The 12,851-nt window shown below is 70.4% G+C and carries 11 protein-coding genes; 5 read left to right on the top strand and 6 right to left on the bottom strand.

Translation table 11 applies throughout. The features are described 5' to 3' along the window. The 6 genes from STRIP9103_RS36415 to STRIP9103_RS36395 all read right to left on the bottom strand — a co-directional run. Positions 1-973, bottom strand: a 973-nt coding sequence (locus STRIP9103_RS36415; protein ID WP_048821624.1) for a sugar ABC transporter ATP-binding protein, incomplete at its 3' end; no start/stop codon positions are given. Positions 974-1,089: 116 nt separating this feature from the next. Next, positions 1,090-2,271, bottom strand: coding sequence for an ROK family transcriptional regulator (locus STRIP9103_RS36410; protein WP_009331692.1), 1,182 nt, complete (start codon positions 2,269-2,271; stop codon positions 1,090-1,092). Positions 2,272-2,593: 322 nt separating this feature from the next. After that, a complete protein-coding gene (locus STRIP9103_RS36405) occupies positions 2,594-3,268 on the bottom strand; it encodes a GntR family transcriptional regulator (RefSeq protein ID WP_048821623.1) in 675 nt (224 codons plus the stop codon). 170 nt (positions 3,269-3,438) lie between these two features. Beyond that, positions 3,439-4,389 (bottom strand): beta-ketoacyl-ACP synthase III, encoded by a 951-nt coding sequence (locus STRIP9103_RS36400; protein WP_009331699.1) that lies wholly within the window; start codon positions 4,387-4,389, stop codon positions 3,439-3,441. A 140-nt stretch (positions 4,390-4,529) separates the two neighbouring features. Continuing rightward, complete coding sequence (locus tag STRIP9103_RS53795; RefSeq protein WP_009331698.1) at positions 4,530-4,667, bottom strand: MFS transporter small subunit; 138 nt, start codon at positions 4,665-4,667, stop codon at positions 4,530-4,532. Further along, entirely contained in the window at positions 4,633-5,973 is a 1,341-nt protein-coding gene (locus STRIP9103_RS36395; RefSeq protein ID WP_048821622.1) for an OFA family MFS transporter, read from the bottom strand. Before STRIP9103_RS36395 ends, STRIP9103_RS53795 begins: the two co-directional genes overlap by 35 nt. A 319-nt stretch (positions 5,974-6,292) precedes the next feature. Between STRIP9103_RS36395 and STRIP9103_RS36390 the strand changes: the two genes are divergently transcribed. The 5 genes from STRIP9103_RS36390 to fdhD are packed head-to-tail and all read left to right on the top strand — an operon-like array spanning position 6,293 to position 12,795. After that, positions 6,293-7,264: a 2-dehydropantoate 2-reductase gene (locus STRIP9103_RS36390; RefSeq protein WP_009331694.1), complete on the top strand. Its 972-nt coding sequence runs from the start codon at positions 6,293-6,295 to the stop codon at positions 7,262-7,264. Next, positions 7,261-9,213: a molybdopterin oxidoreductase family protein gene (locus STRIP9103_RS36385; protein ID WP_009331696.1), complete on the top strand. Its 1,953-nt coding sequence runs from the start codon at positions 7,261-7,263 to the stop codon at positions 9,211-9,213. The genes STRIP9103_RS36390 and STRIP9103_RS36385 overlap by 4 nt, the downstream gene beginning before the upstream one ends. A gap of 5 nt (positions 9,214-9,218) precedes the next feature. Continuing rightward, positions 9,219-11,051, top strand: coding sequence for an NAD(P)H-dependent oxidoreductase subunit E (locus STRIP9103_RS36380; protein ID WP_009331705.1), 1,833 nt, complete (start codon positions 9,219-9,221; stop codon positions 11,049-11,051). Further along, on the top strand, positions 11,048-11,908 hold the full coding sequence (locus tag STRIP9103_RS36375; protein WP_009331701.1) for a 2Fe-2S iron-sulfur cluster-binding protein: 861 nt from the start codon (positions 11,048-11,050) through the stop codon (positions 11,906-11,908). The genes STRIP9103_RS36380 and STRIP9103_RS36375 overlap by 4 nt, the downstream gene beginning before the upstream one ends. A gap of 23 nt (positions 11,909-11,931) precedes the next feature. Beyond that, positions 11,932-12,795: a formate dehydrogenase accessory sulfurtransferase FdhD gene (gene fdhD, locus STRIP9103_RS36370; protein ID WP_048821620.1), complete on the top strand. Its 864-nt coding sequence runs from the start codon at positions 11,932-11,934 to the stop codon at positions 12,793-12,795. Positions 12,796-12,851 lie beyond the last annotated feature (56 nt).

Raw genomic sequence — 12,851 nt, 5'->3', positions numbered from 1 at the left:
ACTGGTCTCCGCCGACGACGACTTGACCGGCGGTGGGCCTGCGGGCGCCGTAGATGGTCTCCAGGATCTCGGACCTCCCGGAGCCGACGAGTCCGGCGAGCCCGACGATCTCGCCGGGCCGCACCTCCAGGTCGAAGGGTTCGAACTCCCCCGCCCGGGCCAGCCCCCGTACCTCCAGTACGGGCGGCACGTCAGCCGGTGGAGCGGTGGGCCGGTCCGGGAAGACGTACTCGACGTTCCGGCCCGTCATCAGCGCCACGACCTCGCGCGTCGGCGTCGACTTCGCGGGCAGCCCGCCCGCCACGGCCCGCCCGTCCTTCAGTACGGTCACCCGGTCGCCGATCCGCCGGATCTCCTCCAGGCGGTGCGAGATGTAGACGACGGCGACCCCGTCGGCGGTCAGGTCCCCCACGATCCTGAACAGGTTGTCGACCTCGTCCGGGTCGAGCGCGGCCGACGGCTCGTCCATGACGATGAGCCGTACGTCGTGGGAGAGCGCCCGGGCCATCGACACGATCTGCTGCTGGGCGGCGGACAACTCCCCGACGAGCCGGGCCGGATCGATCTCCGGGTGTCCAAGTCGCCTGAGCAGCTTGGCGGTCGATGCCCGCGCCGCCTTCCCTCGTACGACGAAGCCGGCGGCCGTGGGTTCATGCCCGAGGTGGACGTTCTCGGCCACCGACAGGCCCTCCACCAGGTCGAGTTCCTGGTAGATGGTGGCGATGCCGAGGCGCATGGCGGCGATCGGGGACTTGAGGGTGACCGCCTCGCCCCGCCAGGTGATCGTGCCGCCGTCGGGCTGGTGGGCGCCGGCGAGGACCTTGATGAGGGTGGACTTTCCGGCGCCGTTCTGGCCCAGCAGACAGTGCACTTCTCCGGCCTGGACGTCGAGGTCGACGCCGTCGAGGGCCCGGACTCCGGGGAACGACTTGGTGATGCGAGACATGGTGAGCAGCGGTGGTTCTGGTGCCATGAGTTCCCCTTGGCGGGCGTGCGGGCCGGTTTCAGGGCGATGCGCGTGCGTGGGCAGGCGGGGTCAGGGCAGGGCGAAGCAGAGCGCTGTGCTGTCGATCCGTGGGAACGGAATGGTTACGCGGGTGAGAAGAGGTGGTCGCTGATGAGGCGGGCCGCGCCGATGACTCCGGCGGTGGGGCCCAACTCCCCCAGGACGATGGGCAGATTGCCGGTCGCGAGGGGCAGCGACTGGCGGTAGACCTGGGTGCGGATGGCGGCGAGCAGGGTGTGGCCGAGGCCGGTCACCCCGCCGCCGATCACCACCAGGCCGGGATTGAAGAAGCTGACGAGTCCGGCGATGACCTGGCCGGTGCGGTTGCCGCCCTCGCGTATCAGGTCGAGCGCGGTGGCGTCACCGGCGGCGGCAGCGGCGGCGACGTCGACGGCGGTCAGGGTGCCGTTGGTCTCCAGGCGGGACGCGAGTTCCGCCGAGAGGCCCTGCTGGGCGGCCTCCTTGGCGTCGCGGGCGAGCGCGGCGCCGCTGAAATGGGCCTCCAGGCAGCCCCGGTTGCCGCAGGCGCAGGGGCGGCCGTCCGGTACGGCGAGGATGTGGCCGATGTCGCCGGCGCTGCCCGTCGTACCGCGGTGGACCTCGCCGCCGACGACTATGCCGCAGCCGATGCCGGTGCCGATCTTGACGCAGAGGAAGTCGCCCACGGAACGGGCCACGCCCGCGTGCTGCTCCCCCATCGCCATCAGGTTCACGTCGTTGTCGACCATGACGGGGCAGCCCAGTTCCTGGCTGAGCGCCTCGCGCACCGGGAAACCGTCCCAGCCCGGCATGATCGGCGGGGCCACCGGAACGCCCTCGGGGAACCGGACCGGTCCGGGGACGCCGATACCGGCGCCGTCGAACCCCTCCGCGAGCCCGGAGGCCTTCAACTTGGCGGCCATGGACAGGACCTGCTCGAACACGGCGACCGGGCCGTCCCGCACGTCCATGGGCTGGTTGATGTGCCCGAGGATCTCCAACTCGGCGTTGGTGACGGCCACATCGATGGAGGTCGCGCCGATGTCGACGCCCAGGAAACGGAGTTGGGGAGCGAGCCGGATGTTGTGCGAGCGCCGGCCACCGCGTGAGGCGGCGAGCCCGTCGGCCACGACGAGCCCCGTCTCCAGCAGCCGGTCCACCTCGACGGCCAGCTTGGACCGCGAGAGATCGACCCGGTCCCCCAGCTGTGCCCGGGAGTTGGGCCCACCGTCCCGCAACAGCCGCAGCAGCCGGGCCTGATGCGCGTTGGCGGGTCGAGCCGTCATACGTCTCACAAGCCCCTCCCCGCCTCATCGGCACCGCTGTGCGTGGCTTTCGAGGGGAACGTAGCAGCGAATGCCGGAGGCGGGAAGAAGTTGCGCAGCAATTGCCGCCGACTTTCTCCACTGAGAGGACAAAGAGAGGGTTGGGGGTACGGCAAGCGACGAGTACCCGGCGGCTGGTGCTGGGCGGGGCAGGGTTTCGCTTGCCGCCGCGTGCAGGACGCCGCCGCTCCCGCCCTCCCCCATCGCCCCAGCGGCACGACTGCCCGCAGCCAGGACAGCGGCAGAGCGGCACGACCGCCCGCAGCCGGGGACGTACGTACGCCTACTTCTCGCGCTCGTGATACGTCTTCCGTGTGTGCTCCGTGTGGGCCCGCATGACCTCCGTGGCGCGCTGTTCGTCGCGGGCCGCGATCGCGGCGATGAGGGCGCGGTGTTCGAGCCAGGACTGGTGGCCGCGTTGGCGGGCCACCGGGGTGTAGTACCAGCGGACGCGGCGGTCCACCTGGGCGGCGAGTTCGGCGAGGACCGTGTTGCCGGCCAGGTCCATGACCTTGGCGTGGAAGCGGGCGTTCATGGCGACGGCGGCATCGACGTCGTCGGCGTCGACCGCGCGCTCACCCTCGGCGCAGAGTTCCTCCAGGGCCGTGATGCCGGCCGTGCCGGCGTTGGCCGCGGCGAGGCGGGCGGCCTCGGCCTCCAACAGGGTGCGGACCGTGAGGAGCTGGTCGGCCTCCTCCTCCGTCGGCTCGTGCACGAACGCGCCCTGCGCGGGCCGCAGATCGACCCAGCCCTCGGTGTTCAGCCGCTGCAGCGCCTCGCGGACGGGCTGGCGCGACACGCCGAGGTGCCCGGCGAGTTCGCTCTCGACCAGATGCTGGCCCGGGCGCAGGGCGCGCGTGGTGATGAGTTCGAGCAGGGCCTCGTAGACGCGGTCACGCAGTGGACCGGGGCGTTCGAGCTTGGGCACCGCCCCTTGTGGAAGTCCTGTCGACAACATCGGGTCCCCTCCAGAGCACCACTGGGTGTACTGCACACGGAAAGTCAACGGCCCGTACTGGAAAGTCGAAGTCAACAGCCAGTATGGATTGTCTTTCGTCTACAGTCTACGAGCCGTGATGGCCAGGGAATTGGCGAGTATGCCTCGTCACACCGCAGCGAACACACTGCTCACGGGCAGCGGACCACCTGCCCCGCGTACGACAGGTTGCCGCCGAAGCCGAACAGCAGTACCGGGTCGCCGGCGTTGATCTCACCCCGCTCCACGAGCTTGGAGAAGGCGAGCGGGATGCTGGCGGCGGAGGTGTTGCCGGACTCGGTGACGTCGCGGGCGACGACGGCGTTGACGGCGCCGATCTTCTCGGCGAGGGGTTCGATGATGCGCAGGTTGGCCTGGTGGAGGACGACCGCGGCGAGGTCGGCGGGGGCGAGTCCGGCCTTCTCGCAGGCCGCGCGGGCGATCGGCGGCAGCTTGGTGGTGGCCCAGCGGTAGACGCTCTGCCCCTCCTGCGCGAACCGGGCGGGGGTTCCCTCGATCCGTACCGCGTGGCCCATCTCGGGCACCGATCCCCACAGCACCGGCCCGATGCCGGGCGCGCCGAAGTTCCGGTCGGCCGCCTCGACGACGGCGGCGCCCGCCCCGTCCCCGACGAGCACACAGGTCGTACGGTCGGTCCAGTCCGTGACCTCGGACATCTTGTCGGCGCCGATGACGAGCGCCCGGGTGGCCGCGCCCGCGCGCACGGCGTGGTCGGCGGTGGCGAGGGCGTGGGTGAACCCGGCGCAGACGACGTTGATGTCCATCGCGGCCGGGGACGGGATGCCGAGCCGGGCCGCGACCCGGGCGGCCATGTTCGGGGAGCGGTCGACGGCCGTGGAGGTGGCGACCACCACCAGGTCGATGTCGTCCGGTCCGAGGCCGGCCCCGGCGAGCGCCTTGGCGGCGGCGTGCCCGGCGAGTTCGTCGACGGGCTCGTCGGGGCCGGCGATGTGCCGGGTGCGGATGCCCACGCGGCTCGTGATCCACTCGTCACTCGTGTCGACCATGCCCGCCAGGTCCTCGTTGGTGAGCACCTTGGCGGGCTGGTAGTGGCCGACGGCGACGATCCGCGAGCCGTTCATGGGTGGGTCCCCCCTCATAGCCTGTGGTCAGCGGGATTCACCAGTCTGATCAGTGACTCACGGGTACGGGGGCGGGTGAGGCGACAGTAATGTACGGCCCGGGTTGTCGGCTTCTGTCAGACCTCAGGACTTCGGAACAGTCACCCGGTGAACAGTTGCGTGGCCTTGCGTACGAGTTCGTACAGTCCGTAACCGAGTGGCACGCCCACCCACAGCCAGGCGAAGACGATCAACGGCCGCCGGTCAGGCGGATTCGGGCTGCTGTCGCTTGACGACATCGGTGGCCTCCCTCGGGGCTGGGATGTGGAAGCGGGGGTGGACCGGCCGGACCAGCTCGTTGGCGACGAAACCGATCACGAGCAGCCCGATCATGATGAAGAAGGACAGGCCGTAGAGGTCGGAGCCGTCCTTGCCCGCCGCCTCCTGCCGGTCCGCGATCCAGTTGACGATCAGCGGTCCGAGGACACCGGCGGTGGACCAGGCGGTGAGCAGCCGGCCGTGGATCGCGCCGACCTGGTAGGTGCCGAAGAGGTCCTTCAGATAGGCGGGGATCGTGGCGAAGCCGCCGCCGTAGAAGGACAGGATCACCAGGGCGCAGACGACGAACAGCGGTTTCGAGGAGTCGCCGAACTGGGCGATCAGCAGGTACATCAGCGCGCCGACGCCCAGGTAGACGCGGTAGATGTTCTTGCGTCCGATCAGGTCGGAGGTCGACGACCAGACGATGCGTCCCGCCATGTTGGCCGCCGAGAGGAGCGCCACGAAACCGGCTGCCGCGCCGGCCGAGACCGGTGTGGAGGAGTTGACGAAGAAGTCCGTGATCATCGGGGCGGCCTTCTCCAGGATGCCGATGCCCGCGGACACGTTCATGCAGAGGATGACCCACAGGCACCAGAACTGCGGGGTGCGGATGGCGTTGCGCGCCGAGACCTGCGGCCCTTCGAAGGCACTCGGCCCGCTGACCGCGCCTGCGCGGTCCTCACCGCGCGGCACCCGCACCAACAGCACCCCGAGGGTCATGAACACGGCGTACGACAGCCCGTGCACGAGGAAGGCGAGGGCGATGCCGGAGGAGTCGGCGCCGAAGGACTCCAGCATCTGCGCGGACCACGGCGAGGCGATGAGCGCGCCGCCGCCGAAGCCCATGATGGCGATGCCGGTGGCCATGCCGGGCCTGTCCGGGAACCACTTGATCAGGGTCGAGACGGGTGAGATGTAGCCGATGCCCAGGCCGATGCCGCCGACGAAGCCGTAGCCGAAGACGATCAGCCAGTACTGCTCGGTGACCGCGCCCAGCGAGGCGAGGAGGAAGCCGGAGGAGAAGCAGATCAGCGCCACGGTCATCGCCCAGCGCGGCCCGTTGCGCTCCACGAGCGTCCCGCCGAACGCGGCGGACAGTCCGAGCATGACGATGCCGAGTTGGAAGGGCAGCGCGCTCTGCGTACCGCTGAGACCGAGGGCCGATTCGAGCGGCGGCTTGAACACGCTCCAGGCGTAGGCCTGTCCGATGGAGAGATGGACGGAGAGAGCGGCCGGGGGAACGAGCCAGCGGCTCCAGCCCGGGGGTGCGACAGGGGGACTCATGATCCCGGACGGTAGGGAGTGACAGGGGAGTTGAGAAGGCGGCGCGTCGACGGTATGCGGTGAACGGTATCCGGGAAGCGCCGAACGGTCACCCGCGGCTCGTCGGGGGCGCGGCGCTGTGACACATGCGGCTCCGCCGCGTGGGCACGACAAGCCACGACGATCCCTCGGCTGACGATCCACCGTGGTTGCTCGGCGTTCCCGGCGGAGCGCAACCCCTTGCTGGGTCAACTTCCATACTGTAGACAATATTTCGTCGACAGAGTTCGGCAGTGCGCCATCTCCGCGGTATCCCTCGACCGAACGGAGCTCTCTCACCATGAAAGTCGCAGTTCTCGGCGCCGGCGCGATCGGCGCCTATGTCGGCGCCGCGCTCCACCGCGGTGGCGCCGATGTGCATCTCGTCGCCCGTGGACCGCATCTGGCGGCCATGAGGCGGGACGGGGTGCGGATACTCAGCCCGCGCGGCGACTTCACCGCCCGCGCCCACGCCACCGACGACCCGGCCGAGATCGGCCCGGTCGACTTCGTCTTCCTGGGCCTCAAGGCCAACTCGTACGCGGCGTGCGGGCCGCTGATCGAGCCCTTGTTGCACGACACCACCGCGGTGATCGCCGCCCAGAACGGCATCCCCTGGTGGTACTTCCACCGGCACGGCGGCCCGCACGACGGCCACCGCGTCGAGAGCGTGGATCCGGACGGCGCGGTCAGTGCGGTGCTCGCGCCCGAACGGGCCATCGGCTGTGTCGTCTACGCGGCCACCGAGCTCGAAGGTCCCGGTGTCGTACGGCACCTGGAAGGCACCCGGTTCTCCATCGGCGAGCCCGACCGTACGGTCTCGACGCGCTGCCGGGCGTTCAGCGAGGCCATGAGGGCGGGTGGCCTGAAGTGCCCGGTGGAACCGGACATTCGCGGCGACATCTGGATCAAGCTGCTGGGCAACATCTCGTTCAACCCGATCAGCGCCCTGGCCCGCGCGACCATGCGGCAGATGTGTCTGCACGGCGGCACCCGCAAGGTCATCGAGACGATGATGGCCGAGACGCTGGCCGTCGCCGAGGCCCTGGGCTGCGAGGTCGGCGTCTCCATCGAGCGGCGGATGGCCGGCGCCGAGCGCGTCGGCGACCACCGCACCTCCACACTCCAGGACCTGGAGCGCGGCAAGCCGCTGGAACTCGACGTACTCCTCGCCGCCGTCGTCGAGTTGGCGGACATCACCGGCGTCGACGTGCCCACGCTCCGCACCGTCCACGCCATCTCGGACCTGCTCGCACTGAGGAGCGCCGCATGAACGCTGGGAATCGCCGTATGAGCGAACGGAAACGGAATCGCACCCCGAAGACCTACACCCGGCTCACCCACCCGCTCGTACGGGACTCCCGCGACGAGCCGTTCCGACGGGCGAGTTGGGACGAGGCACTGGACCGGGCCGCCCGTGGTCTGCGGGCCCACCGCGGCGCGTTCGGCATGTTCTCCTGCGCCCGCGCGACGAACGAGATGAACTACGTCGCGCAGAAGTTCGCGCGGGTGGTGATGGGCACCAACAACGTCGACTCCTGCAACCGGACGTGCCACGCGCCCAGCGTCGCGGGCCTGTCGGCCGCCTTCGGCTCCGGCGGCGGAACCTCCTCGTACGAGGAGATCGAGCACACCGACGTCATCGTGATGTGGGGCTCCAACGCCCGCTTCGCCCACCCGATCTTCTTCCAGCACGTGCTGAAGGGGATCCACAACGGCGCCCGGATGTACGCCGTCGATCCCCGGCGGACCAGCACCGCCGAGTGGGCGGAGAGCTGGCTCGGGCTGAACGTCGGCACGGACATCCCGATGGCGCACGCGATCGGCCGCGAGATCATCCACGCGGGCCTCGCCAACGAGGCGTTCATCGAGCGGGCCACCACCGGCTTCGAGGAGTACAAGGCGCTCGTCGAGCCCTGGACGCTGTCCCTCGCCGAGAAGGTGACCGGCGTACCCGCCGCCGCGATACGGCAGTTGGCGCACGCCTACGCCCGCGCCGAGCGCGCCCAGCTCTGCTGGACCCTCGGCATCACCGAGCACCACAACGGCACCGACAACGTACGCGCGCTGATCAACCTCTCCCTGCTGACCGGCCATGTGGGCCGCTACGCCTCCGGGTTGCAGCCCCTGCGCGGCCAGAACAACGTGCAGGGCGGCGGTGACATGGGCGCCATCCCGAACCGGCTGCCCGGCTTCCAGGACATTCTCGACCCCGAGACCCGGCTGAAGTTCGAGTCGGCGTGGGACACCGTCATCCAGCCGCACTACGGGCTGAACCTGACGGAGATGTTCGAGGCCATGGAGGAGGGCTCACTGCGGGCCGTGTACTGCATCGGGGAGAACCCGGCGCAGTCGGAGGCGGACAGCGAGCAGGCCGTACGCCGGATGTCGGGCCTCGACTTCCTGGTGGTCCAGGACATCTTCCTCACCAAGACCGCCGAGTTGGCGGACGTGGTGCTGCCCGCGACCGCCGGGTGGGCGGAGACGGACGGTACGACGACCAACAGCGAGCGGCGGGTGCAGCGGGTCCGGCGGGCGGTGACCCCGCCCGGTGAGGCCCGCGAGGACATCGACATCATCTGCGACCTGGCCGCGCGCCTCGGACACGAGTGGAAGTACGCCGACGCCGAGGCCGTCTGGAACGAGCTGCGGTCGGTGTCGCCGGACCACTACGGGATGACGTACCAGCGCCTTGAGGAGCAGCAGGGCATCCAGTGGCCCTGCCCGAGCACGGACCGGCTGGAACCGACGTATCTGCACGGCCGGTTGTGGGACCCGGACCCCGCCGAGCGGGGCAGGCCGGCCCCCTTCGGGATCGTCCAGCACGATCCGCCGGTGGATCTGACGGACGAGGAGTACCCGATCCGGCTGACCACCGGGCGACGGCTGGACTCGTACAACACGGGTGTCCAGAGCGGCGGTTTCGCTTCGCCCCTGCGTCGCGGGGAGTACATCGAGCTGTGCCCGGAGGACGCGGAGCGCTACGGGGTCGTGGTCGGTGAGGAGGTCCGGGTGTCCTCGCGGCGTGGGTCGGTGGTGGCGCCGGTGTGGATCGATCTGGCGCTGCGGCCCGGGCTCGCCTTCATGACCATGCACTTTCCCGACGAGGTGGACACCAACCAGCTGACGATCGAGGCGAACTGCCCGATCGCGGGGACGGCGGAGTTCAAGGCGTCGGCGATCCGGATCGAGAAGCTGCCCGTCGCGACCATCGTGAGGTGACGTAAGTGGACCTGCACTTCGGCGACAGCAAACCCACGGACGAGGAGAAGGCGGCCGTCGACGCGCTGCTCGGGCCACCGGAGTCCTCCTGGGAGGGCGCCACCCGCGATGAGATGCGGGCTGCGGACCTCCGCTGGGCGCGGGGCGGCCGGGAGGCCCGGGAGCGCCGTGACCTGCTGTTGCCGGGGTTGCACGCGATCAACGACCGGGTCGGCTGGATCAGCGAGGGCGCGCTGGACTATCTGTGCCGGCGGCTGACGGTGCCGCCGGCGGAGGCGTACGGCGTGGCCACGTTCTACGCCATGTTCTCGGTCAAGCCGCGCCCCGCGACCGTGCTGCACGTCTGTACGGACCTGGCGTGCGCGGCGGCCGGGGCGGCGGAGCTGTGCGCCCGCGTCGAGGCACGACTGGGGCTCGGCAGCGGGGTCCAGGTCGAGCGGAGCCCATGCCTGGGGCTGTGCGAGCGGGCACCGGCGGCCCTCGCGATCAAGGCCGGGGATCCCGTGCGTACGGCGGTGTCGGCGCCGGCGACCGTCGGGGCGGCCATGCTGGCGGCGAGCGCGCCCGACTCGGCACCCGAGGAACCACCGGCCGCCATGGCGGTGCCCCAGGCGGGCGACCCGTCGCTGACCTTGTTGCAGCGGGTCGGCGTCGTCGACCCGTCCTCCCTCGACGACTACCGGGCCCACGGCGGCTACACGGCCCTGCGTCGTGCCTTCGAGCTGGGCCCGGCCGGAGTGATCCGCGAGGTCACCGACTCGGGTCTGGTCGGACGCGGCGGCGCGGCCTTCCCCACCGGTCGTAAATGGCAGGCCACGGCGTCGCAGCCGGACCATCCGCACTATCTCGTCTGCAACGCCGACGAATCCGAGCCGGGCACCTTCAAGGACCGCGTGATCATGGAGGGCGATCCGTTCGCCCTGGTCGAGGCGATGACGATCGCGGCGTACGCGACCGGCGCGCACCACGGCTACCTCTACCTCCGCGGCGAGTACCCGAGGGCGCTGCGGCGACTGGAGCACGCGATCGCGCAGGCCCGGGCGCGCGGGCTGCTCGGCGACGACATCCTCGGGCAGGGCTACGCGTTCGACATCGAGATCCGCCGGGGCGCGGGCGCGTACATCTGCGGTGAGGAGACGGCGCTCTTCAACTCCATCGAGGGGTATCGGGGAGAGCCGCGTTCGAAGCCGCCGTTCCCGGTGGAGAAGGGCCTGTTCGGCAAGCCGACGGTCGAGAACAACGTGGAGACGCTGGTCAACGTCCTGCCGATCCTGACGATGGGCGCACCGGCGTACGCGGCGATCGGGACGGGGAGGTCCACCGGGCCCAAGCTGTTCTGCGTGTCGGGCAGCGTGGAGCGCCCCGGCATCTACGAGCTGCCCTTCGGCGCGACGCTCGGTGAACTGCTGACGCTCGCCGGGGTCCGGGACGGGCTGCGGGCGGTGCTGCTCGGCGGGGCGGCCGGTGGTTTCGTACGCCCGGACGAGCTGGACATCCCGCTCACCTTCGAGGGCACACGGGAGGCGGGCACCACGCTCGGCTCGGGGGTCGTGATGGCGTTCGACGACACGGTCCCGCTGCCCCGGCTGCTGCTGCGGATCGCGGAGTTCTTCCGGGACGAGTCGTGCGGACAGTGCGTGCCGTGCCGGGTCGGGGCCGTACGGCAGGAGGAGGCGCTGCACCGGATCGTGGAGCGCACGGGTGCGGCTGCCGCCGATGACATCGCCCTGCTCAGGGAGGTCGGCCGCGCGATGCGGGACGCCTCGATCTGCGGTCTCGGACAGACCGCGTGGAACGCCGTGGAATCCGCCATCGACCGCTTGGGGGCGTACGAATGACCGTGACACCGCTCGGGATTCCCCGCCGGCTGCTGGAGTTCACCATCGACGGCGAGGAGGCCAGGGTCCCGGAGGGCTCGACCATCCTCGACGCCTGCCGGGCCGCCGGGAAGGACGTCCCGACCCTCTGCCAGGGCGACACCCTCACCCCGAAGAACGCCTGCCGGGTGTGTGTCGTCGAGGTCGAGGGGTCGCGGACCCTCGTCCCGGCCTGCTCCCGCAAGGCCGAGCCCGGGATGGAGGTGAGGACGGACACCGAGCGGGCCCGGCACAGCCGCAAGATCGTGCTGGAACTCCTCGCCTCGTCGGTCGATCTGTCGACGACCCCGAAGGTCGCCGAGTGGATCAAGGAGTACGAGGCGAAGCCGGACCGCTTCGGCCCGGACGCGGCCCGCCTCGACGAGGAACCGAAGATCGACAACGAGCTCTACGTCCGGGACTACGACAAGTGCATCCTCTGTTACAAGTGCGTGGACGCGTGCGGCACCCAGTGGCAGAACACCTTCGCGATCTCCGTCACCGGCCGTGGTTTCGACGCCCGGATCGCCGTCGAGCACGACGCGCCGCTCACCGACTCGGCGTGCGTGTACTGCGGGAACTGCATCGAGGTGTGCCCCACGGGAGCGCTGTCGTTCAAGTCGGAGTTCGACATGCGGGCGGCGGGCACGTGGAACGAGGCGGCGCAGACGGAGACGACCACGGTGTGCGCGTACTGCGGTGTGGGCTGCAACCTCACGCTGCACGTGCAGGACAATGAGATCGTGAAGGTCACCTCACCGCACGACAACCCGGTGACCCACGGCAACCTCTGCATCAAAGGCCGCTTCGGCTATCAGCACGTACAGAACCGGGACTGATCAGGACTGGTGGGGACAGGGACATGGGACGAGTCACGGAACGACGCAAGGTGATCCGCATCCGGGACGGGGCGGTCTCCTCGCGCCCGGACACGCTCGTCGCCGAGGAACCCCTGGAGATCCGCCTCAACGGCAAGCCCCTCGCGATCACCATGCGCACGCCGGGAGACGACTTCGCGCTGGCGGCGGGGTTCCTGGTGAGCGAGGGGGTGCTGGCCGAGCAGGGCGATCTGCAGAACATCGTGTACTGCGCGGGGGCGACGGTCGACGGGTCGAACACCTACAACGTGGTGGACGTGAGGACCGCCGCCGGGGTGGTGATCCCCGACATCACGCTCGAACGGAACGTCTACACGACGTCGTCCTGCGGGCTGTGCGGCAAGGCGTCGCTGGACGCGGTCCGTACGACGGCCCGCTGGCCCATCGACGACACGCACGGCGGTGACACTCCCCCGGTCCGGGTGGACCCCGAGCTGCTCGCGAGCCTCCCCGACCGGCTGCGCGCGGCCCAGCGGGTCTTCGACCGGACCGGGGGTCTGCATGCGGCGGCCCTGTTCTCGGAGGACGGTGAGCTGCTGGACGTAAGGGAGGACGTGGGCCGGCACAACGCGGTGGACAAGCTGGTCGGGCGGGCGCTGCAGAGCGAGGGGCTGCCGCTGTCCCGCGCGATCCTGCTGGTGTCCGGCCGGGCGTCCTTCGAGCTGGCGCAGAAGGCCGTCATGGCGGGCATTCCGGTGCTGGCGGCGGTCTCGGCGCCGTCCTCGCTGGCCGTGGACCTGGCCGCCGAGACCGGCCTGACCCTGGTGGGTTTTCTCCGCGGCACCTCCATGAACGTGTACGCGGGCGAACACCGGCTCGCCTTGCGGACCGCGGCCGCGCAGGCCTGACCGGCTCCCCGCGACACGGCGGCGGGGCCCCGACCGGCGGGGAGCGCCCCCTGCGC

Origin of the sequence: Streptomyces ipomoeae 91-03 (assembly GCF_000317595.1) — a bacterium.
Lineage (GTDB): Bacteria > Actinomycetota > Actinomycetes > Streptomycetales > Streptomycetaceae > Streptomyces > Streptomyces ipomoeae.
Note: the sequence above shows the minus strand (reverse complement) of the source record. Positions and strands in the feature narration are given on the sequence as shown.